Annotated in this window: 20 protein-coding genes and 1 pseudogene; 9 read left to right on the top strand and 12 right to left on the bottom strand. The window is 68.8% G+C overall.

The features are described from left to right. The first annotated feature begins 35 nt into the window (after nt 1-35). Nucleotides 36-2,912: a bifunctional [glutamine synthetase] adenylyltransferase/[glutamine synthetase]-adenylyl-L-tyrosine phosphorylase gene (locus AC07NX_RS11945; RefSeq protein ID WP_494641996.1), complete on the top strand. Its 2,877-nt coding sequence runs from the start codon at nt 36-38 to the stop codon at nt 2,910-2,912. A gap of 235 nt (nt 2,913-3,147) precedes the next feature. On the opposite strand, the gene AC07NX_RS11940 is transcribed toward AC07NX_RS11945, so the two are convergent. Next, nucleotides 3,148-3,519: a hypothetical protein gene (locus AC07NX_RS11940; protein WP_494641994.1), complete on the bottom strand. Its 372-nt coding sequence runs from the start codon at nt 3,517-3,519 to the stop codon at nt 3,148-3,150. A gap of 244 nt (nt 3,520-3,763) precedes the next feature. Between AC07NX_RS11940 and msrP the strand changes: the two genes are divergently transcribed. Together msrP and msrQ are read left to right on the top strand one after the other, a co-directional pair. Next, the gene (gene msrP, locus AC07NX_RS11935) at nt 3,764-4,684 is read left to right on the top strand and encodes a protein-methionine-sulfoxide reductase catalytic subunit MsrP (RefSeq protein WP_494641993.1); all 921 of its coding nucleotides are present in this window, start codon (nt 3,764-3,766) and stop codon (nt 4,682-4,684) included. Continuing rightward, on the top strand, nt 4,681-5,418 hold the full coding sequence (gene msrQ, locus AC07NX_RS11930; protein WP_494642074.1) for a protein-methionine-sulfoxide reductase heme-binding subunit MsrQ: 738 nt from the start codon (nt 4,681-4,683) through the stop codon (nt 5,416-5,418). The genes msrP and msrQ overlap by 4 nt, the downstream gene beginning before the upstream one ends. A 143-nt stretch (nt 5,419-5,561) precedes the next feature. Here the strand turns inward: msrQ and AC07NX_RS11925 are convergent, their stop codons facing one another. The 9 genes from AC07NX_RS11925 to sfsA all read right to left on the bottom strand — a co-directional run bounded on the left by AC07NX_RS11925 (nt 5,562) and on the right by sfsA (nt 12,528). Then, entirely contained in the window at nt 5,562-6,248 is a 687-nt protein-coding gene (locus AC07NX_RS11925) for a lysozyme inhibitor LprI family protein (RefSeq protein WP_494641992.1), read from the bottom strand. Nucleotides 6,249-6,251: 3 nt separating this feature from the next. After that, the gene (locus tag AC07NX_RS11920) at nt 6,252-6,905 is read right to left on the bottom strand and encodes a lysozyme inhibitor LprI family protein (protein WP_494641991.1); all 654 of its coding nucleotides are present in this window, start codon (nt 6,903-6,905) and stop codon (nt 6,252-6,254) included. A gap of 48 nt (nt 6,906-6,953) precedes the next feature. After that, nucleotides 6,954-8,189 (bottom strand): dipeptidase, encoded by a 1,236-nt coding sequence (locus AC07NX_RS11915; RefSeq protein ID WP_494641990.1) that lies wholly within the window; start codon nt 8,187-8,189, stop codon nt 6,954-6,956. Nucleotides 8,190-8,291: 102 nt separating this feature from the next. Next, nucleotides 8,292-8,795 carry an RcnB family protein gene (locus AC07NX_RS11910; protein ID WP_494641989.1) on the bottom strand — a complete coding sequence of 168 codons (504 nt, stop codon included), beginning with the start codon at nt 8,793-8,795 and terminating at the stop codon, nt 8,292-8,294. A gap of 76 nt (nt 8,796-8,871) precedes the next feature. Then, a complete protein-coding gene (gene radC / locus AC07NX_RS11905) occupies nt 8,872-9,639 on the bottom strand; it encodes a RadC family protein (RefSeq protein WP_494641988.1) in 768 nt (255 codons plus the stop codon). A 56-nt stretch (nt 9,640-9,695) separates the two neighbouring features. Then, nucleotides 9,696-10,526: a type I methionyl aminopeptidase gene (gene map / locus AC07NX_RS11900; RefSeq protein ID WP_494641986.1), complete on the bottom strand. Its 831-nt coding sequence runs from the start codon at nt 10,524-10,526 to the stop codon at nt 9,696-9,698. A 208-nt stretch (nt 10,527-10,734) separates the two neighbouring features. Then, nucleotides 10,735-11,286 carry a hypothetical protein gene (locus tag AC07NX_RS11895; protein ID WP_494641985.1) on the bottom strand — a complete coding sequence of 184 codons (552 nt, stop codon included), beginning with the start codon at nt 11,284-11,286 and terminating at the stop codon, nt 10,735-10,737. A gap of 12 nt (nt 11,287-11,298) precedes the next feature. After that, entirely contained in the window at nt 11,299-11,805 is a 507-nt protein-coding gene (locus tag AC07NX_RS11890; protein ID WP_494641984.1) for a DUF6998 domain-containing protein, read from the bottom strand. A gap of 15 nt (nt 11,806-11,820) precedes the next feature. Further along, nucleotides 11,821-12,528, bottom strand: coding sequence for a DNA/RNA nuclease SfsA (sfsA, locus tag AC07NX_RS11885; protein ID WP_494641983.1), 708 nt, complete (start codon nt 12,526-12,528; stop codon nt 11,821-11,823). A gap of 81 nt (nt 12,529-12,609) precedes the next feature. Here sfsA and AC07NX_RS11880 point away from each other — a divergent pair, with 81 nt between their 5' ends. Further along, entirely contained in the window at nt 12,610-13,170 is a 561-nt protein-coding gene (locus tag AC07NX_RS11880) for a hypothetical protein (protein ID WP_494641982.1), read from the top strand. A 67-nt stretch (nt 13,171-13,237) separates the two neighbouring features. Beyond that, on the top strand, nt 13,238-13,996 hold the full coding sequence (locus AC07NX_RS11875; protein WP_494641981.1) for a competence/damage-inducible protein A: 759 nt from the start codon (nt 13,238-13,240) through the stop codon (nt 13,994-13,996). Between the two features lie 223 nt (nt 13,997-14,219). Here AC07NX_RS11875 and AC07NX_RS11870 read toward each other — a convergent pair whose 3' ends face one another. Beyond that, nucleotides 14,220-14,609, bottom strand: coding sequence for a helix-turn-helix domain-containing protein (locus AC07NX_RS11870; RefSeq protein ID WP_035077642.1), 390 nt, complete (start codon nt 14,607-14,609; stop codon nt 14,220-14,222). A 116-nt stretch (nt 14,610-14,725) separates the two neighbouring features. Here AC07NX_RS11870 and AC07NX_RS11865 point away from each other — a divergent pair. From AC07NX_RS11865 to AC07NX_RS11850, 4 genes and pseudogenes are all read left to right on the top strand, one after another. Further along, nucleotides 14,726-14,920, top strand: a pseudogene (locus tag AC07NX_RS11865) (LuxR C-terminal-related transcriptional regulator); the annotation flags it as partial. Between the two features lie 181 nt (nt 14,921-15,101). Next, on the top strand, nt 15,102-15,467 hold the full coding sequence (locus AC07NX_RS11860) for a hypothetical protein (RefSeq protein WP_494641980.1): 366 nt from the start codon (nt 15,102-15,104) through the stop codon (nt 15,465-15,467). Nucleotides 15,468-15,668: 201 nt separating this feature from the next. Continuing rightward, nucleotides 15,669-16,013: a hypothetical protein gene (locus AC07NX_RS11855; RefSeq protein WP_494641979.1), complete on the top strand. Its 345-nt coding sequence runs from the start codon at nt 15,669-15,671 to the stop codon at nt 16,011-16,013. Nucleotides 16,014-16,182: 169 nt separating this feature from the next. Then, a complete protein-coding gene (locus AC07NX_RS11850) occupies nt 16,183-16,623 on the top strand; it encodes a hypothetical protein (RefSeq protein WP_494641978.1) in 441 nt (146 codons plus the stop codon). Nucleotides 16,624-17,063: 440 nt separating this feature from the next. On the opposite strand, the gene AC07NX_RS11845 is transcribed toward AC07NX_RS11850, so the two are convergent. Beyond that, a complete protein-coding gene (locus AC07NX_RS11845; RefSeq protein WP_494641977.1) occupies nt 17,064-20,357 on the bottom strand; it encodes a glycosyl hydrolase in 3,294 nt (1,097 codons plus the stop codon). Nucleotides 20,358-20,363 lie beyond the last annotated feature (6 nt).

The following is a 20,363-nucleotide window of genomic DNA, read 5'->3' as shown; positions in this document are numbered from 1 at the left end:
TGACCTCGTCGCCCGCCCGGGCCACAGTGGCGCCCATGACTCGCCTGCTCGAACGCCTCACCCCCTGCGGCCCCGTGGTCGATCCCAAGGCCGCCGAGCGGGCGCACGAGACGATCGTCCGGCGGGTCGGCGAGGCCGCGCCGCTGGTCGAGGCCGCCTGGCCAGCCCTGGCGCCGATGTTCGCCGCCTCCCCCTACCTGACCGGCCTGGCGCGGCGCGACGGCCAGAGACTGCCGTCGATCCTGGACGCCGATCCCGACGCGCGCCTCGCCCGGATCCTGGCCGCCGCCCAGGCCGTGGGCGCCGAGCCTGACTTCGAGACCGCCCGCAAGGCCCTGCGCGAGCTGAAGGCCGACCTGCACCTGCTGACCGCCCTGTGCGACCTGGGCGGGGTCTGGGACCTGGACGCGGTGACCGGCGCCCTGACCCGCTTCGCCGACGCGACCCTGCACGCGGCCCTGGCCCAGGCGGTGCGGCTGGAGGTGGCGCGCGGGGCCCTGACCCATGTCGGCGAGGGACCGGACGGCCCGGCCCCGGGGCTGTTCTGCGTCGCCATGGGCAAGCACGGGGCCTTCGAGCTCAACTATTCAAGCGACATCGACTTCTCGATCTTCTACGCGCCCGAGGCCCTGCCCGTCGTCGAGGGCGTCGAGCCGCAGGGCGTGGCGGTGCGCATCGCCAACCACCTGGGCCGGCTGCTGGCCGAGCGCACGGCCGACGGCTACGTGTTCCGCATCGACCTGCGCCTGCGTCCCGACCCGTCCTCGACCCCGCCGGCCATGCCGATCGATGCGGCCCTCGACTACTACGAGAGCGTCGGCCAGAACTGGGAGCGGGCGGCGCACATCAAGGCGCGGATCGCGGCCGGCGACCGGGCGCGCGGCGCGGCGTTCCTGGCCGAGCTGCAGCCGTTCATCTGGCGGCGCAATCTCGACTTCGCGGCCATCGCCGACATCCATTCGATCAAGCGCCAGATCCACGCCTACAAGGTGGACGACCGCCTGACCGCCAAGGGGGCCGACCTGAAGCTGGGGCGCGGCGGCATCCGCGAGATCGAGTTCTTCGTCCAGACCCAGCAGCTGATCCTGGGCGGCCGCCATCCGGACCTGCGCAGCCCCCGGACCCTCGACGCCCTGGCCGCCCTGTCGGACGCCGGCCATGTCACGCCCGAGGACCGCGACTACCTGATCAAGGCCTATCGCGACCTGCGCGCCCTGGAGCACCGGGCCCAGATGATCGCCGACGACCAGACCCACAAGCTCCCGGAGTCCGACGCCGACCGCAGGAAGGTGGCGGCCCTGTGGGGGCACGGCGCCCTACGCGGCTTCGACGCCATGGTCGGCCAGATCCTCAAGGGCGTGAACCGCCGCTACGGCGCGCTGTTCAAGGGCGAGGAGGCGCTGTCGTCGCGGTTCGGCAGCCTGGTGTTCACCGGCGTCGAGGACGATCCGGAGACCCTGGCCACGCTCAGGCGCATGGGCTTTTCCCATCCCGAGCGGGTGGCCGCCACGATCCGCGGCTGGCACCACGGCCACATCGCCGCCACCCGCACCGAGCGGGGGCGCGAGCTGTTCACCCGCCTGGCCCCGCGCCTGCTGGACGCCGCCAACGCCACGGGCGCGCCGGACGACGCCTTCAACCGGTTCAGCGACTTCTTCGCGGGGCTCAGCAGCGGCGTGCAGATCCAGTCGCTGTTCCTGGCCCAGCCGAGGCTGTTCGAGCTGATCGTCGAGGTCATGGCCTTCGCCCCGCGCCTGGCCAGCACCCTGGCCCGACGGCCCACGGCCCTGGACGCCCTGCTGGACCCGGCCTTCTTCGGGCCGATGGAGATGCCCCGCCAGGCTGCCTGGGACCCGGCCGATTTCGAGGGCGCGATGGACGCCGCGCGGCGGCTGTTCCGCGACCAGAGCTTTCGGATCGGCGTGCGGGTGATCAGCGGCACGGCCGGCGCGCGCGACGCCGGCGCGGCCTTCGCGGACCTGGCCGACCTGATCGTCGGCGGCCTGGCCCCGGCCGCCCTGGCCGAGGTCGAGCGGCTGGGCGGCGCCTTCCCGGGCCAGGTGGCGGTGGTCGCCCTGGGCAAGGCCGGCTCGCGCGAGATGACCGCCAGGTCGGACCTGGACCTGATGACCCTCTACGCGGCGGACGATCCCGCCGGCCTGTCGGCGATCAAGGGCTGGGCGGCCGACAGCTTCTACGCCCGCTTCACCCAGCGCCTGACCTCGGCCCTGTCGGCCCCGACCGGCGAGGGCACGCTGTACGAGGTGGACCTGAAGCTGCGGCCCTCGGGGACCAAGGGGCCGGTGGCGGTCAGCTTCGCCGCCTTCGAGGACTATTACGAGCGCGAGGCCGAGACCTGGGAGTTGCAGGCTTTGACCCGGGCGCGGGTGATCTGGGCCTCGTCGCCCGCGTTCCAGGCCCGGGCCGAGGCGGCGATCGCCGTCGCCCTGCGCCGGCCGCGCGACCCGGAGCAGACCGCCGTCGACGTGCTGGAGATGCGCCAGCTGATGGAGGACGAGCGGCCCGGCAAGGGCGACTGGGATCTCAAGCTGACCCCCGGCGGCCTGGTCGACATCGAGTTCGCCGCCCAGTTCCTGCAACTGGTCCACGCGGCCGGCGACGGCCCGCTGGCGCAGAACACCGGCGAAGCCCTCGTGGCGCTGGGGCGGGCGGGGCTGGGCGATGCGGCGGCCCTGGCGGCGTTGGAGTCCGCGTGGCGGCTGGAGCAGGACCTGTCGCAGCTGCTGAAGGTGGCGCTGGAGGACGGGCACGACCCGGACACCGAGCCCAAGGCCTTCCGGGCGCTGCTGGCCCGGGCCGGCGGCGTGCGCGAGTTCCGGTCGCTGAAGACCAAGCTGTCCAAGGCCAAGGTCGAGGCGCGACAGGCGTTCGAGGCGGTGGTGAAGGCCTAGGGTCCGGACTCAATTGCGTGTCGGTGACACCCAAGCGAAATCAGGGCTCTAATTTGTTGTCATCCCGGCCTCGGGTCGCGCAAGCGGCCCGCCTGACGGCGGGCGGGCGTAGCGCTTGTCCGGGACCCAGGGGCCGGCGCAATGCGGTGGTCCTGGGTCCCGGCTCTACGGTCCGCCAGGCGGACCTTCGGCCGGGATGACAACTGAAAATCAACGATCCAATTGAGTCCGCGCTCTACGCCGTTTCCAGCTTCCGGGCGGCCGTCAGGTGCTTCACATAGGCCTCGTCGGTGGTGAAGGGGATCTCCTTCACGTCGATCAGCAGGCGCTTGTTCTGCCCGACGATCAGGATCTTGGGCAGATAGAGGCCGCCGAACGCGGCGTGCACCGCGTAGGGCGTCGTGCCCTTGGCCAACGGGCCGGTCCAGCCCATCACGTTGACCGCCAGGCCGCCGACGAAGTGGGGATCGCGGACCAGCTGGATGCCGCTGGTGAAGTTCGGCGCGGCGCCCTTGACGCTGACGCTGAAGAAGCCCGGCTCGCGCAGGCCGGTCCAGACGTAGGTCGCCTCGGCCGTGTCGAATGGCTCAGGACCATAGAAACCCATGACGCTCTCCCTGTGTCTCGACTTCCGTCCGCCGGCATGGGTCGACGGAAGACGACGTCGCCGACAGCCGGCGGCGCTCGAGTGCGATCTATGCGCGAAATTGGAGAAAATACTAGTTAAAAGTGTAAATGAGGCAACCTCGTCTTTCGGGCGATCACGCGTGGCGCGGTAAAGCGCCTCTCGCCGCTGTAACCATTGGCGCTTCCAATACGTATCTTCCAGGGTAGCTTCCCCGGAGCCCGCCATGCTGATCCGCCACGCCCCCGACCTGACCGACAACGACGTCACCGACCCGAGCCTGTACTTGCGGCGGCGCGCGTTCATCGGCGGGGCGGCGGGGCTGGGTCTGCTGGCGGCGGCCGGGACGGCGGGCGCGCGGGGCCTGGCCTACAAGCCGGGCTTCTCGACGACCGAGACGCCGACGCCGAAGAAGGACATCACCAGCTACAACAACTTCTACGAATTCGGGGTCAACAAGGAGGATCCGTCCGAGAACGCCGGATCGCTCAAGACCCGCCCGTGGACGGTCCGTGTCGATGGTGAATGCGAAAAGCCGGCCAGCTTCGCGATCGACGACCTGATCAAGGGACAGAAGCTGGAGGAGCGCATCTACCGCATGCGCTGCGTCGAGGGCTGGTCGATGGTGATCCCCTGGGTGGGCTTCCCGCTCAAGGACCTTCTGGCCCAGGTCAAGCCGACCTCGAAGGCCAGGTTCGTCGCCTTCGAGACCCTGATGCGGCCGTCCGAAATGCCGGGACAGCGCTGGGACACCCTGGCCTGGCCCTATCGCGAGGGCCTGCGGATCGACGAGGCGGTCCACCCGCTGACGATCCTGGCCGTGGGCCTGTACGGCGACGTCCTGCCCAACCAGAACGGCGCGCCGCTGCGGCTGGTCGTGCCCTGGAAGTACGGCTTCAAGGGCGCCAAGTCGATCGTGCGGATCAGCCTGGTCGAGAAGCAGCCCGCCACCGCCTGGAACCTGCTGGCCCCGCGTGAATACGGCTTCTATTCCAACGTCAATCCGGCCGTGGACCATCCGCGCTGGTCGCAGGCCACCGAGCGCCGCATCGGCGAGTTCCGCCGCCGCGAGACCCTGCCGTTCAACGGCTATGGCCAGTATGTCGCCGACCTCTATCGCGGCATGGACCTGAAGCGGGACTTCTGATGGAGAGCCCCCTCAGTCGCTCCGCGACAGCTCCCCCAGAGGGGGAGCATCCTGAAACGCCGCGCCGATCAGCTCCTCCCCCTCTGGGGGAGGTGGCCCGGAGGGCCGGAGGGGGCGCGCGTGGCGCGAAAAAGCGCCCCTCCAAAGCCCGAGACAACCTGGTCTACGCCGCCGTCTGGCTGGCCTGTTTCGCGCCGCTGGCCTGGCTGGCCTGGCGGGCGTTCAGCGGCGACCTGGGGGCCAATCCGATCGAGGCCGTGATCCGCCAGATCGGCGTCTGGGGCCTGCGCCTGCTGCTGGTCGGCCTGGCGATCACTCCGGCCGCGCGGATCCTGAAGGCGCCGCGCCTGGTCCGCTTCCGCCGCACGGTCGGCCTGTTCGCCTTCAGCTATGTCTGCCTGCACCTGCTGACCTACATCGGCGTCGACCTGTTCTTCGACTGGAGGCAGCTGTGGAAGGACATCCTCAAGCGGCCCTTCATCACCCTGGGCATGGCCGGCTTCGTGCTGCTGGTCCCGCTGGCCGTGACCTCGACCAACGGCTGGGTCGTCCGGCTGGGCCGGGCGAGCTGGCAGAGGCTGCACGGGCTGGTCTACCTGATCGTCCCGCTGGGCGTGGTTCACTACTACCTGCTGGTCAAGGCCGACCACCGGCCGCCGCTGGTCTATGCGGCGATCCTGGCGGTGCTGCTGGGCTGGCGGCTGTGGGACGCGTGGCAGCGGCGTCGCGCTTAGCTTTTATCCGCTCATCCCGGCGAATGCCGGGACCCAGATCCCAAGGCGGGGAATCTGACTGGATAGACTCAGAGCTCCTGGCGCGCGCCACACCGCCATTCCATCTGGGTCCCGGCATTCGCCGGGATGAGCGGATTTGAAGGCTAGAACATCTCCGCTTCCGGGTCCCGCGCCGGGTCGCGCTTCCACCAGCCGCCCAGCTTCGCGCCGCCGCACGGGCCCTTCTGGGTCAGCGTCACCTGGTCGGCGCTGAAGGACGCGTCCAGCCGGCAGGCGTCGGGGCCCGTCCCGGTGAGCGGGAAGGCCACGACGGTCTGGCCCGTCGCCACCTTCACCGGCCGGGTGTCGTCGGTGAAGCCCTGGGAGGCGTTCACGTCGGCCAGCTGGTAGGCGAACTCCAGGCCGGTCGGCATGGCCTTGATGCGCAGGAAGTCCTGGCCGCGCACATAGATCCCGCTGAGCCGGAAGGCCGGGTTTCTCAGCACCGCGATGCGGTCCGCATGGATGGTCCGCAGGCAGGGCAGGGCGGTCTCGTCGTCTTCGCAGAGGATCCCGCCGCCGCTCATCCCCGGTTTCTCCAAGGCGCGCGCGCCCACCCAGCCGCGCTGGTTCAGCCTGACATAGGCGGCGATCTTGCCGTCCCAGAGCTTCAGCGCCTCGCCATAGGCCTTGGCCAGGTCCTCGTCCTGGCGTGACAGCTGCGGGTCCTTGCAGATCAGCTTCTCGACCTTGGTGCGGGCCTTGGCGCAGTCGAAGCTGGCGGCGCTGGCCAGGGACGGCGCGAGGACGATCAGCAGCAGGGCCGCGAGCGCGGCGACAAGGCGGGTCATGGCCTACTCCGTGAGATAGGGCGACTTGACCGGATCGCGCCGGAAGACGCGAGAGGCCGTCCCCAGGGCGCAGCGCTCGCCCTTCGGCGAGGACAGGGTCGCGGTGTCCTGGGTGAAGGTCAGAACGCGGGGGCAGCCGGCGTGGTCGAAGCTCAGCTTGCCCGACGCATCGACGTCGCCCTCGGCCTGAAGCAGCATGTTCCCGCTGGAGTCGGGGCAGATGTAGAGCTCGACGCCGATGCCGGCGTCCGGGTAGCCGGGGGTCACGTCCAGATACACCCCGTCCTTCGGGCAGCTCCCGGCGACATAGCGGCCCATCCACTTCAGGCTGGGATGGGTCAGGAAGGTCAGGCGGCGCTCGTAGTCCTGCTTCAGGCAGGCGACGTCGGCCTTGCAGATGCTGTTGCGGTCCTTGAGCCACCACCGCTGTTCGTTGCGGATGAAGACCGGCCAGTTCCCCGCCGGCCACAGGCCCTGGGCGGTCTTGAACGCCGCGGCCACCTGGTCGTCCAGCTTGGAGACCGCGGCGTCCTTGCAGATGGCCTTCTCGGTGGGCGTGCCGGCCTTGGCGCAGTCGAAACTGGCGGCCCAGGTCGTCGCGGGCGCGGCGAAGAAGAGCAGGGCGGCGACGCCGGCCCAATACGCGACACGAACCATTCGGAACCCTCCCGGACCGACGCCCGGGCAACTTAAACGATAACCGCGTTATCCGATAGGCTTGGCCTTGGCGGCTTCCTTCGTCGCGTAGTCCTGGGCCTGGCGGACGATGCGCAGCACGTTGCCGCCCCAGATCGCCGCCACGTCGGCGTCGCTGTAGCCGGCCGCCTTCAGCCGGGCGGTGACCTTGGGCAGGTCGGCGACGTCCTCGAAGCCGATCACCCCGCCGCCGCCGTCCCAGTCGGCGCCGATGCCCACGTGCTCGGGCCCGACCACCTTGAGGGTGTGGGTCAGGCTGGCCATGAAGTCCTCGAAGCTGGCGCGGACCGGCGGGAACTTGGCGTCGACCTCGGCGCGCTTCTTCAGATAGGCCACCATTTCGGCCTCGGTCGCGGTCTCGCTGTCGGGCGCGGTCCCCAGGGCCTTCAGGGCGGCCACGCGCTCGGGGCTGGCGGCGGTGTTCTTCAGATAGACCGAGTTGATGCAGATCACCCCGCCGGCGTCGGCGATCTTCTTCAGCCGGCCGTCGTCCAGGTTTCGCGGATGGTCGTAGATCGCCTTGGCCCCGGAGTGGGAGGCGATGATCGGGACCTTCGACAGTTGCACGGCCTGGTCCACCACGTCGTCGGAGGCGTGGCTGACGTCGATCAGCATGCCCAGCCGGTTGGCCTCGGCCAGCCAGCGCAGGCCCAGCGGCGAGAAGCCATGCCAGATCGGCTTGTCGGTCGAGCTGTCGGCGAACTGGTTGTTCCTGAAGTGCACGGGCCCGGCCATGCGCACGCCGGTGGCGTGGAAGGTCCGCATCAGGGTGAGGTCCTCACCCATCGGCCAGCTGTTTTCCATGCTCTGGAAGACGAACTTCTTGCCGGCCTTGTTGATCCGCTCGGCGTCGTCGGCGGTGTAGGCCAGCTCGAACTTGTCGGCGTGGGCCGCGACCATCTCGCGGATCTCGGTCGCGCGCTCCAGGGCGAAGTCGCGGGCCTGGCGATAGCCCTCGGCGGTCAGGTCGCCCTGGGTCGTGTAGATCACGAAGAACCCGCCATCCAGGCCGCCGGCGTCCATGCGCGGCAGGTCGACCTGGGTGCCGTCGGCCTTGACCTCGTGCCGCTCGACCATGCTCCAGCCCTGGCGCGCGAAGTGCTCGGGCGTGTCGAGGTGGGTGTCCAGGGTCAGGACCCGCTCGTGCAGGGCGCGGTCGGCCTTGGAGACCGGCGCCTCGGCGGCGTGGGCGGCGGTGGCGAGCAGGGCGGCGGAGCCGAGCAGGGCGGTCAGCAGGCGAGTCATCTGGGCTCCGGCGCGAGGTATGCGGCGGCCACGCTCGGGGATCGGAAGGGCGGGGTCAAGATGAGCTGGGGACAGGCCCATGGGCCTGTCCCCAACCGTCGCTCAGTAGAACGCCCCGTAGATGACGTCCTCGATCCGGCCGGTGCGGGTGTCGACCAGCAGCAGGTCGGGTCCGTAGCGCACCCAGCGATAGCCCCAGGGCGGGCCGTCCAGCCCCATGCGCCAGTAGTCCTCGTAATAGTAGGCCGGCGCCAGGAACAGCGGCGGCAGCACCAGGCCGATGGTCCAGCGGCGATAGCGATAGCCGCGCGGGTAGCGCCAGCGGGGGCCTCGGATCGGCCGGAAGCCGGGCGGGCGGCCCGCGCCGGGGCGGTGCGGGCCCAGCGGCGGCGGGCGATGGCCGCCCGGCGGGCGCGGCCTGGGCGGCGGCTTGGGCGTGGGCCTGGGCGGCGGACCGGGCAAGGGTCTCGGCGGCGGCCCCGAGCCGGGACGACCGCCGCCCGGATGGCCGCCGCCGGGCCTGCCGTGCTGTTCGTGCGACTGAGCCAGGCCGATCCCGGGGATCAGAAGGCCCAGGGCGGAGGCCAGGAGAAGACGTCGATCCATCGCAATCCTCCAAGAAGCCCCCCGGCTGTAACGCGACTATAGGCTGCATGCCGGAATCGGGAAGGGCGCCGCGGCTTCAGAACAGCCCCAGCGCCTTGAAGCTGGCCACGCCGTCGCGGCCGACCACCAGGTGGTCGTGGACCCCGATCTTCAGCGCCTTGCCGGCCTCGACGATCTGCTTGGTCATCTCGATGTCGGGCCGCGAGGGCGTGGGGTCGCCGCTCGGATGGTTGTGCAGCAGGATGATGTTGCTGCTCGACAGCTCCAGCGCCCGGCGCATCACCTCGCGCGGATAGACCGGGGCGTGGTCGACCGTGCCGTGGTTCATCACCTCGTCGGCGATCAGCTGGTTCTTGTTGTCGAGGAACAGGACGCGGAACTGCTCGCGCGGTTCGTTGGCCAGGGCGACGCGGACATAGCCCAGCAGCGCCGTCCAGGACGAGATCACGGTCCGCTTGGCGATCTTGTCGCGGACGGCCCGCAGGGCGGCCTCGTGCAGCAGCTTCAGATCGATCGCGGCGGTCTCGCCGACCCCCGGCACGGTCTTCAGCTCCTCGATCGAGGCCGAGATCGTCGCCCCGAACGAGCCGAACCGGGCCAGCAGCGCCTTGGCCATCGGCTTGACGTCGCCGCGCGCGAAGGTGCGGAACAGGTACAGCTCCAGCAACTCGTAGTCGGGCAGGGCGGCCAGGCCGCCGGCCTTGGCCCGTTCGCGCAGGCGCTCGCGATGGCCCAGCTGGTGGGCGGCCGGAGTCTTGGCGGGAACACTCTTTGCGAGCGCGTCGACCGGGGCGGCGTCGGCCACGCCCGTCGGGGTCGCCTTCAGGGATCTGCCGCTGACCATCCCACCCCCGCCTTGCGAGAGCGAATTAGGCCAGATCAATTGAGGGTTGTCTAGTCTCAGCCGCCCTGGATGGCCGGCTGGAACAGGCCGGCCGGCGAGGCGGTGAACACCTCGTAGCCGTCCTCGGTCACGCCGATCGAGTGCTCGCACTGGGCCGACAGCGACTTGTCGCGGGTCACGGCCGTCCAGCCGTCGCCCAGCACCTTCACCGCCGGCTTGCCCAGGTTCACCATCGGCTCGACGGTGAAGAACATGCCCGGCTTCAGCACCGCGCCCTGGCCGGGACGGCCGAAGTGCAGGATGTTGGGCGCGTCGTGGAACACCTTGCCCAGGCCGTGGCCGCAGAAGTCACGCACCACGCTGCAGCGCTGGGCCTCGACATAGGACTGGATGGCGTAGCCGATGTCGCCCAGGGTCGCGCCTGGCTTCACCGCGTCCAGGCCGCGCTTCATGCCCTCGTAGGTGATCTCGACCAGGCGGCGGGCGCGCGGGCCCACCTCGCCGACGCCGTACATCCGCGAGGTGTCGCCGTGCCAGCCGTCGACGATCACGGTGACGTCGATATTGACGATGTCGCCTTCGCGCAGCGCCCACTCGCCGGGGATGCCGTGGCAGACCACGTGGTTGCGCGAGATGCAGACCGTCTTGGGATAGCCGCGATAGAACAGGCAGGCGGGCAGGGCGCCGTGGTCGAGGATGAACTCGCGGGCCAGGGTGTCCAGGTGGTCGGACGACACGCCGGGCACGACGTGCGGGATCAGCATGTCCAGGCACTCGGCCGCCAGCTTGCCGGCGCGGCGCATGCCCTCGAAGTCCGCGGGCTTGTGGATCTTGATCGCGCCGGTGCGGGTCTCGGCTTCGATCTCGGTCACGTCTTCGAGGGTCATGGCGGTGGTCTCAAACTATCGGCGCGTCCCGCCCCCTTGGAGGGAGATGGGGGATGCGCCGGGAAATAAGGATTTCGTCGGGGCTTATGTCGCAACGATAGCACAGAAGTTCAATGTCGGCTGCCGCGGCTTCGTGCAGACCCTTGGCGTCGATCGGGTCCGGGTCCTCGCAGGCGGCGAAGCTTCAAGGAATGCGGCCAGGCCCCGGTTAGGTCATGGTCTCAGCAGTCCCCTCGCTGTCCGAGGCTAGATCGGGCGAGCTTAAATCTACCAAGACGTCGTAGAACGCGGTGTTAGCATGTAGGGATCGCGCCTCTGCGTTCAGTTCTTCGGTGATCTTGTTCAGGCGCTCGGTGGGGAAATCGCTCCTGCGCTCTCGGTTGGACAGCAGCGTATATTCACCTCCAAACGGATCTTGCTCAAAATGCCCATGCGCGACGACGTTGCGGAGGTTGTTGAGCCGCCGCAGGTTCGCAATGTTCATTCCACTGAGGTTCAGTTGAACCGGAAGAGCCTGGAGGATTTCGAGGTTCTCCAGCCGCTTGGCGAACATGCCATGAGCAAGACGCTCCAGAGCGGGCGGATTGCCTAGCCGCCTCAAGCAGCAGGCAATCAACTCCGTCAAATGCACATCCACATCGTTGTGTGCCAGGATGAGTCGCCCAAGAGCAGCTTCGTAGTCCTGCCGGATCGCAGGATCGGCCCACTGCATGGGCCAGTCGTCGTCATCATCGTCGTCATAGTCATCGGGTGCGGACAAGGGCTTGCTCCCTCAGGCCTTATCGGGGGCATGACAGGTTAGATCGCCATCGCGCAGCAGAGGCAATCGGTCTGCGTCACTGACAGCTGCGTTAGCTCGGCGGATGCCCCCCAGCGTCACAGAGCGTTGGTTGGTCCAGGTTTCGGGGAGCATCGCGATAGCGATTTTCTCGGGTCCGTTGAAGGTCACTGTTCCTTTGCAAGTTTCGAAATCGAAGCTGAAGAACAGCAGATGATCGGCGCGGGTCTCGATGAAGCGGAAGGCGGGGCCGAGGTTGGAACCACTAGCTTTGACCTGAACCGTGCGCCCATCCAGCGCGTGTCCATCAACGCCGACGCCGCATCGTCGAGTCAGCTTGATACCGAACAGTTCCGCAGCGACCGCTTCGCCAATATCGCCGACGAGATTGCCGTCCAAAGTGAATGTCAAACCGAGAGCCAGGTAGCGCTCCCGGAGCTTGTTTCGCGCGGTTAGTAGGTCCTTGACGGCATCTGGTAGTTCGAACTCGTTCGCGTCCACATTGCCCCCAATCGGTTACGTCGCGCGCAGCCACGGAATACGGGTGGTGATGCGAATTGCATCTGCGCCCATTTTGCATTTGTAGATCAATACTTCGACGCCGACGTCGGCGACCTTTTCCAGCGCCTTGGCGAAGGCCGGGTCGAGGTCGGTGCAGGCGCTGAAGGCGTCGCAATCCTCGCGCTGAACCACGAACAGCGCCACGGCCCGATCCCCTTGGGCGACCGTCGCCGCCAGATCCCCCAGGTGCCGCGTCGAACGCGCCGCCACGCAGTCGGGGAACTCGGCCAGGGGCGGGTTGCGCGACAGGTGGCAGTTCTTGACCTCCAGCCAGCAGGATGGACGGTCCGGACTGGTCAGCAGGAAATCCACCCGGCTGGCCTCGGCGTACTTCACTTCCGGCCGCACGGTCGCGTAGCCCGCCAGTTCCGGAATCGTGCCGGCCGCCAGGGCCTCGGCGACCAGCCTGTTGGGCAGCATGGTGTTGACCCCGACCAGGCCGCCGTTCGCCTCCACCAGTTGCAGGGTCCATGGCAGTTTGCGCTTAGGATCGTCGGAGAACGACACCCACGCCCCCTGGCCTGGGTCTTTCACGCCCAGCATGGCGCCGGGGTTCGGGCAGTGCGCGGTGATCTCGCGCCCGTCGTCCAGCACCATGTCGACGAAGAAGCGCTTGTAGCGCTGGACGATGACGCCGCGCGCCATCGGTTGCGGGAGGAGCATCTGTAGGGTTCCGGCCTGACGCTTTGAGCTATGCGCGGATCATGCCGCGCGATAGCCCTGTCGCGAGTCTTTGGGGGCGTGATGTACAAGCTTGGACATGAAGTCGATGGGGAAGTGGTGGAGCACTCCCACCCCCCGCGATTTATTCGCCAGGTCGTGGCGCCCGGAGAGTCGGGACGAAGCCGGCTGGTGATCGGCGTGCCGGGCGGCGATCCCGCCGTGTTCGGGGCTTTGGCCACGCATCTCGCCGAGCCGTTGGTCGTCCTCTACATCCTGCACACGCCGCGCGGGGAGGGCGAGGCGGGGCGATATGAAAGCGAGCAGATCGACCAAGCGGCGCTGCGTGACTTTCTCGCCCGCCACGCCGCGTTCTTAGCCGGGGACGGTCGCTTCGATCTGTGGGTCATCTCATCGGAGGCCGACGCCCTCCTCGTCTGGGATCGGCACAATCTGCTCCACGCCTACGGACCGCTCGAGGCTTTCATGGCGACGCTGCGAAGCCTGGGTTTTCAGGAGGGCGAGCTTCCACCGTTGGGCGGGCACATGCACTATTATCGTCCGGAGTTCGATCAGGACGCCGAGGCGGTCCTGTTGGCGTTTGACTGGTTCCGGAAGCCGCTTCGCCCCGAGGATGAACAGTAGGCGGCGCTGTCGGTTGCGGGCGGCGCCTGGGCGGCTTAAGTCGAGGTGAACGTCAGGAGCCTCCCGCATGGTCGATCGTGTCACCGCCGCCGTCCTGATCATCGGCGACGAGATCCTGTCGGGCCGCACCCAGGACGTGAACCTCAACGCCATCGCCAAGTACCTGGCGACCTACGGCGTCGATCTCTGCGAGGCGCGGGTCGTGCCCGACGTCGAGCAGGAGATCGTCGATGCGGTCAACGCCCTGCGGGTCCGCTACGACTACGTGGTCACCACCGGCGGCATCGGCCCCACCCACGACGACATCACCGCCGATTCGGTGGCCAAGGCGTTCGGCGTTACGGCCCCCGAGCATCCCGAGATCATGGCCATGCTGCGCGAGCGCTGGGGCGAGCCCAACGCCGCCCGCCGGCGCATGGCCCACGTGCCCGAGGGCGGCACGCTGGTGAAGAACCCGGTCCAGGGGCCGCCCGGCTTCCAGATCGGCAATGTCTTCGTGCTGGCGGGCGTGCCGGCGATCATGCGCGGCATGCTGGGCGATGTCGGGCCTCGCCTGCGCACCGGGGCGGTGGTGATCAGCCGGACGGTCCGCGTCACCGGCACGGGCGAGGGTACGATCGCCGCGCCGCTGGAAGCGGTGGCCAAGGCCCATCCCGACCTGTCGATCGGCAGCTATCCGTTCTTCGCCCCGCCCGACGTCTACGGCGCCAGCCTGGTGATCCGCGGCCGCGATCCGGCCGAGGTCGACGCGGCGGTGGAGGCGCTGGTGACGGCGCTGGAGGAGGTCGGCGTGACCGGGATCGAGCGGCTGGAGGCGGGAGCCTAACCTCCGGACTCAATCAAACTCGCCTCTGGTGTTGTCATCCCGGGCGAAGGACCGCGTAGCGGCCGCAGACCCGGGACCCAGGACCACCGCAATGCGCCGGCCCCTGGGTCCCGGACAGCCTCTGCGAGGCTTCCGGGATGACACCGAAATTATGCTTTGAATGATAGCCTCGTTCGACGGCGCCATCGGGTACAGACTCTGGCGGCCCCTTTCCTCCGAAAAGTCAGGCCACGTCCGCCGTGTCGTCCGGCTCGACCAGGGTCTTGGCGACATTCAGGATCGCCTTGCGCCCCTTGGGCGTGGCCTGGCCGTAGGCGCGCAGCAGGTCGATGGCGCCGGGCGTGGAGAGCGCCGTCAGCATGGCCACGTCCTGCTCGGCGACCACGTCCTCGCCCACCAGGCTGCCGACCGTGGTCTGCAGCTTGGCGGCGATGCGCACCAGCATCGAGGCCGAGACCCGGTTGGTCCCGCGCTCGTATTTCTGGACCTGCTGGAAGGTCAGGCCCAGAACCTGGGCCAACTCATCCTGGCTGATCTTCATGTGGCGGCGCTGGACCCGGATGCGGGTGCCCACCGCGACGTCGATGGGATCTGGACCAGTGGGCGTATTCAAGGGCGTCCCCCCGCTGAAATGGCGATCTCGGAACTATCGGCTTGGCCTTGGCCAGCCGCAATGCATTCTTGCACCGTACGCGGCGCGTCGGGCGCGGGCGACGATCGTTTTCGAGCATGATGGACAGGCCTTCGATCCCTTCGGCGCCCAAGATCGAACTGCTCACCCAGCGCGAGCGGGAGGCCCTGCGCTGGGTCGCCGAGCACAGGCTCTCCAAGGAAATCGGCCCGCTGATGGGCGTGTCCAAGTCGCGCGCCGACGCCCTGGTCGAGAGCGCCTGCCGCAAGCTGGGCGTCAGCGGGCGGCGCGCCGCGGCCCGGGTGCTGGCCGCCCACGACCCTGTCGCGCCTTCCACCGCCCGCGCGGCCCCGGAGGGCGATCCTCCCGGCTATGGGACTGAATCCCACAGCGACTCAATGGGACTGTCGCTGGTTCCGCCATCGTCGTCCGATGCCGTCTCGACATTCCGAGGGACGGACCAAGACCGTGAAGATGAGCGTGGTGAACGACAACGAGGTGACCAGCCTGGCGGAGACCCGCCTGGGCCTGCTGGTGCGCAAGGCGCTGCAGATCCGCGAGGCGGCGGCCAATTTCGACCGCGACTGGCCGCCGCTGGCGAACCGGCCGCCGATGCCGGGCTTCGCCTGGACGGAGCTGGAACGCCAGTTGCTGGACCTAGCGCCGGACACCCTGTCGCCGATGGTTCGCGACCTGGTCTCGGCGGTGCGCAAGGAGGCGGGACCCAAGCCGCCGGAGATGGTGCTGCGCGAGATCCTGATCGTCACGGCAACCCTGCTGGACGAGGCCTTCCACGCGAAGTGGCACGAGGATTGGGCGGAGGGTACGACCATGTCCTGAGCCCCGCCGTCCGCGTGCTGCTCGTCCTCGCCATCGCCGCCGCCTGCAGCCTGCTGATCGGCGGCCTCCTGGGGACCCGGCAAGTCGCCCATTTCTTCCAAGTCCTGCGTCACGGCTGACCCTCGGGGCTGAACCCCGCGACGGGCGCCGGGCGCCCGTCATCAGCAAGGCGCCGTCGGGGCGCTGGGGGAGCATCGTCACATGAAACGCCGTATCGTCGCCGAGCGTCTGGCCAACCACCTGTTCACCACCGAGGAGGCCGTGGACAACACCCTGGCCCTGATGGGCGACCTGATCGCCGCCATGCCGCGCGCGCGGCTGGAGGCGGGGCTGGCCGCCCGCGTCGGCCAGCAGGCCGTCGACCGCGTGCTGGAAGCCGCCTCGGGGATGGCCAGCGCCCGCCGCTCGCTGATCGCCGCCCACGAGGCGCTGGCGGAAGCCAAGGACCAGGTCGGACTGCGTCGCGTCACCCTGGTGGGCGGCGGCGACAAGGCCGAGGGCGACGTTCCGCGCACCGGCCACCTGCACGAGGTCAAGAGCGCCTAGAGCAAGGCGCGCGCCATGGGAATCGCACGCCTTGCTCTGGGTTTTTGTTTTCGCATCGTTTTCGCGGAAAACCGGTATCCACTTTTCCGCACGATGCTCTAGCCGGTCGCGAGGTTCTTGGCCGGGCCTCGATTCGTGAGACACATGTCGCTCCAGGCGCAGGGGCGACATGTTTCACTTCTCCAACTTCTTCTCGATCCTGCCGACCCAGGTCGCGGCCATGGTCATGCTGGCGATCTGCGCCCTGGCCCTGCTGGTCGGCCGGCGGCTGGAGCGCGGCCTGGCCGTGGTCACGGTCGCCGCCTGGTTCCTCTCGGCCGCCGTCCAGTCCCCCGACCGCGCCGCGGTGCAGTGGGGCATCTTCACGGTCGATATCATCTACCTGCTGATCCTGATCGCCCTGTGCACGTTCGAGCGCCGTGTCTGGATCCTGTTCATGACCGCCTTCCAGCTGCTGGTGGTGCTGACCCACGTGGCCTTCATGATCGACGGGACCCTGATGCAGTGGGGCTTCTTCTCCGCCTACTACCTGTGGAGCGACGCCCAGCTGGCGGCCTTCGCCGTGGGCGTGGCGCAGGCGGCGTGGGGGCGGTGGAAGGCCAGGCGGTAGCTTCGAACCGGCGGTGGCCGGTCGAGACCTCGATCCGGGACGTAAACCCTAGATCGGCGCCGAGCGCGTGAAGGCGCCGCTGCAGAATGTTGTGGCGCTCCAGCTTGGAGATTCGATGGGGGCCGAGTGGCCAGCGTCTTGTCGATGGCGCCGACCAAATCCGACGGCAGGCGGTAGTCAAGTTGAGGCGCCGGCCAGAAGGACGGAGGAGTGCAATGCATTGGTGAAATCCTTTGCTGTAAAAATGCCGCTCAGGATCTTTCTCCCTTTCCTCCTCATGCGCACGGCGGAGTCTGATTCATCGCCGAAGTTGCGAAGGTCCGCTTCCCGGCTGGACACGTTCGCGGGAGCTCGCGGTCGTGCGCTGCGAAACGACGGGATGCACCCTCGTCACCAGATCATGCCTGGAAAGCACGGTCGCCGCCGCTGACCACGAATCTCTATGGCCGGGGTGCGGCGGCTATGAGGCCTGTGAGCCGAACGGGCCCAAGCAGCCCGGACGGCAGCAGCGGCGAGTCTGCGCGATAGGGCGAGACCGGCGCAAAAGCGACGGGTTTGGCCCCGGGCTGCTTGTCGCCGATCAGCCTGTTTGGCCAAAGGTTCACCACCTCGATCGCCAGGGCGTTCTTTCCGGGCTTCAGGGCGCCCGTGATGTCGACCTGGTAGGGCGCGCGCCAAGCCGTGGCGATCGACTTCCCATTGATCGAGACGGACGCCAGCTCCTTGACGTCGCCAAGATCCAGAAGGATCCGTTGGCCTGCCTTCAGCCAATCGCGCTCAATCTGGACGTCCTTTCGATAGGTCGCGACGCCCGAGAAATACTTGATCCCGAGGTCCGTCGCTTCCGGCCACGAGATCAACTTGTCGAACACCGCGCTGTCGGGCGCGCCCCGCTTGGCTTCGAAGCTGACGCGCCAGGTCCCTTCCAGGGTCGCGAGCGTGCTGCCCTGGCGCGAGGGGGCGGTCCAGGCCTTATGGCTGGCGAGCTTGTCGAACACCACGAAGACGGCGTCGTGCCCGGCCAGGTCCAGCCGGGCACGGACTCCGGTGTCCGTCTGTTCATAGCCCAGCGCCTCCCGTTGACCGGTCTCGGCGCGCCACAGTTCGGGGGCTCGGCCATCAACCCGGAAGACCGCGTCGATGGTGCGTGGCTCGGCGCTCTGGTTGGAGACGAAATAGATGTCCGCGTCGCCGGTGCGGCGATGCAGGGTCAGGAGGTCTGCCGCGGCCGCCTTGTCGGCGAACGCAACGTCCGGCGTGACCTTCTCGGCCGCCAGGGCCGATGTCAGGTCGGCATAGACGCGGCCCCGGCCAAGGCTTCGACCCGGCGCGCCGTCGCCCCAGATCTCGTCGGCGAGCTTGGCGATCTCGCTGTCGGGGCTGGCCATGCCCAGCCCGCCGACCGGGCGCTTGGCGACCAGAACCGCGCCATCGGCGACCAAGGCGCGGATTCTGCGCAGGGCGGACACGCTGAGCCGCTGGACGGTGTCGGGCAGGAAGAGGACACGGTAGCTCATGCCGCTGGGGGTCACCAGCCGCCCGTCCTTGACCGACAGCAGGGTCAGCAGCGCCTCGGGATTGATGTAGTCGTAGGCGTAGCCCTTGGGCACGTCGGTATTGACGCGGTCCTTGAACAGCTCGGTGAGATTGTGCTCCTCGCCATAGAAGTACGCGACGTCTGCGACGAACCGGCCCTGCTGCAGCATGTACGAGGTGCGGCTCAGATAGCTGACCCAGGGCCCGGCCTGTTCGGCCCAGGTCTCGTTGCGATTGAAGTACTGACCGAAGATGAACAGGCCCAGCCCCGGCTTGGCGTCGACCAGCGGCTGCATGTGCGACTCGTGCATCAGGATGCGGTTGACGCCGCGCGCGAAGATCTCGTCGGCGACCGGCTTCAGCATGGCCGGCGAGAACGACCACGGGTCCTGCATGGCCGCCACGGTCAGCGCCTCGGCGGCGACCAGCGGCTTGCCGTAGACATGGGCGGCGGACGCGGCCTCCTCGAGGTCGGCCTTGAGCGGCGGCTGGCCTGGGGCGGTGGACCAGGGGCGGTACCAGAATTCGGCGGTGGGAATGTCGGCGCGGGCCTTGGCCGTCATGCCGTCGACGATGGCGCGAGGATAGTCGCCCTGGACCTCGGTGTAATAGCCCATGCCACGGCTCTTCAGCGCTTGGGCGAGCACCGCGTAGTGGTTGTCGACCACCAGGTCCTTCAGGGTCTGGCGGAAGTCGAACAGGAAACGTTCGGACGCGTCGGCGCTCTGGACCATCCGACCTGTCAGGACTGGCAGCCACGGCGTGGGATCATAGCCCCGCCGGGCGCGGAACTCCGCCAGCATGGCCGGTGTCCAGTTCTGCACACCCGCTTCCCAGCTGTCGGTGAGCAGGGTCTGGACGCCCCTGGGCCCCAGCGCGCCGCCGCTGGCCTGCTGGTAAAGGTCCAGATAGTGGGCGAGGTAGCGGCCGACGGCGGCGGCGTCGAGCTTGTCGACCTCCAGGCCCGTTGCGCTCGGTTCAGCGGGCGCGTTGACCGCGCCGGTCAGCGACCAGCCCAGCCGGACGATCGTCCAGCGACCCTTGGGCGGGGTCCAGTCCAGCGTGCCGTCGGGGCGGAGCCTTCCTGCCAGGTCGATGACCTTGGCGGGGTCGATCATCGCTCCGGCCGGAGCTGTCGTCGTCGGCCCGCCCTCGTGCACGCTCGGCGAAAAGCCGGCCTTGGCCTCGAACCCGTCGATCCGCGCGCCGGTCTGCAAGGCCAGGCGCGAGATCGCGTAGCTGACCTGCTTGGGGCGTCCCATCACCTTGGCGACAGGCGGCTGGAAGTCCTCCGGCGGCGCGGCGAAGCGCAGGCGCAGGCCCTGGGTGTTCACCGGCGAGAAGGCGATCGTCTGTTGCGGCGCGCCGTGCGCCAGCGGGCCGCTGGTGGCTTCGACGACATCTTCGCCCACGGTCTTGAAGACCCCCGGCGCGGTCTCGGCCTCGATCACGACCCTGGCGCCGAACTGGACGCTGAGCGATATCGCACCCAGCGTCATGGCGGCGGGAAGTCGCGCTTCCAGCCAGGCTTCGGTCTCTCCCGGGGCCGGCGCCAGCTTGAGCGAGAAGCCCTCGGTCGGCGCGCCCGGGACTGTCTCGGCCAGCGTGGCGGGGCCCCCCTGCGTGGTCCATCGCACCCCGGAGAGGCGGGTCTCGAGCGGCGGGGTCGGATAGGCGAACACCGCCGCTTCGCCATAGGCCTCGACCGCGGACTTGCCGGTCTTCGCGCCCTGGAAGGCGCCGCTCGTGCGCGGCGGGGCGGGCAAGGCCAGCGGCGCGGTCCCGCCGCCGTTGACGATGGTTTCGCTCCAGACGTATTTCTTCATCGCGTCGGCCGGCGGCACCCACGGGCCGCCGGTCTCGCTCCAGCCGGGGGAACCGGCGATGCCGACTTCCATGTCGGCCGCGTGGGCCTGGATCACCGCCTGTCGAAAGATGGCGCGCCATTCGGGCGACATGAACGGGATGGGTTTGTCGACGACGATCGGCTCGGGAAGCTTGCCGCCGGAGAAGGCGTGGACGCCGCCGATACCGATCCGCCGCATCCATTCCAGGTCGAGGCGGGCGCCGTCGGCCGAGACATTGCCGCTCATCCAGTGCCACCAGACACGGGGCTTGGCGCTGTTGGGCGGCGCGACGAAGCCAGCGGCCAGATCGTCGCTGGCGGGCGCGGACAGCGCCGCGCGAGGGTCAACCATCAGGGC

The organism is Caulobacter sp. GW821-FHT09A05, from assembly GCF_059418465.1.
Note: the sequence above shows the minus strand (reverse complement) of the source record. Positions and strands in the feature narration are given on the sequence as shown.

What these genes read in the sequence shown, in the direction of transcription:
- AC07NX_RS11880 (WP_494641982.1), top strand. Translation starts at nt 12,610, where the DNA reads ATGTACAAGCTTGGACATGAAGTCGATGGGGAAGTGGTGGAGCACTCC.
- AC07NX_RS11945 (WP_494641996.1), top strand. Translation starts at nt 36, where the DNA reads ATGACTCGCCTGCTCGAACGCCTCACCCCCTGCGGCCCCGTGGTCGAT.
- map (WP_494641986.1), bottom strand. Translation starts at nt 10,526, where the DNA reads ATGACCCTCGAAGACGTGACCGAGATCGAAGCCGAGACCCGCACCGGC.
- AC07NX_RS11855 (WP_494641979.1), top strand. Translation starts at nt 15,669, where the DNA reads ATGAAACGCCGTATCGTCGCCGAGCGTCTGGCCAACCACCTGTTCACC.
- AC07NX_RS11910 (WP_494641989.1), bottom strand. Translation starts at nt 8,795, where the DNA reads ATGGATCGACGTCTTCTCCTGGCCTCCGCCCTGGGCCTTCTGATCCCC.
- AC07NX_RS11925 (WP_494641992.1), bottom strand. Translation starts at nt 6,248, where the DNA reads ATGACCCGCCTTGTCGCCGCGCTCGCGGCCCTGCTGCTGATCGTCCTC.
- AC07NX_RS11875 (WP_494641981.1), top strand. Translation starts at nt 13,238, where the DNA reads ATGGTCGATCGTGTCACCGCCGCCGTCCTGATCATCGGCGACGAGATC.
- AC07NX_RS11915 (WP_494641990.1), bottom strand. Translation starts at nt 8,189, where the DNA reads ATGACTCGCCTGCTGACCGCCCTGCTCGGCTCCGCCGCCCTGCTCGCC.
- sfsA (WP_494641983.1), bottom strand. Translation starts at nt 12,528, where the DNA reads ATGCTCCTCCCGCAACCGATGGCGCGCGGCGTCATCGTCCAGCGCTAC.
- AC07NX_RS11845 (WP_494641977.1), bottom strand. Translation starts at nt 20,357, where the DNA reads ATGGTTGACCCTCGCGCGGCGCTGTCCGCGCCCGCCAGCGACGATCTG.
- AC07NX_RS11860 (WP_494641980.1), top strand. Translation starts at nt 15,102, where the DNA reads ATGAGCGTGGTGAACGACAACGAGGTGACCAGCCTGGCGGAGACCCGC.
- radC (WP_494641988.1), bottom strand. Translation starts at nt 9,639, where the DNA reads ATGGTCAGCGGCAGATCCCTGAAGGCGACCCCGACGGGCGTGGCCGAC.
- msrP (WP_494641993.1), top strand. Translation starts at nt 3,764, where the DNA reads ATGCTGATCCGCCACGCCCCCGACCTGACCGACAACGACGTCACCGAC.
- AC07NX_RS11920 (WP_494641991.1), bottom strand. Translation starts at nt 6,905, where the DNA reads ATGGTTCGTGTCGCGTATTGGGCCGGCGTCGCCGCCCTGCTCTTCTTC.
- AC07NX_RS11940 (WP_494641994.1), bottom strand. Translation starts at nt 3,519, where the DNA reads ATGGGTTTCTATGGTCCTGAGCCATTCGACACGGCCGAGGCGACCTAC.
- AC07NX_RS11850 (WP_494641978.1), top strand. Translation starts at nt 16,183, where the DNA reads ATGTTTCACTTCTCCAACTTCTTCTCGATCCTGCCGACCCAGGTCGCG.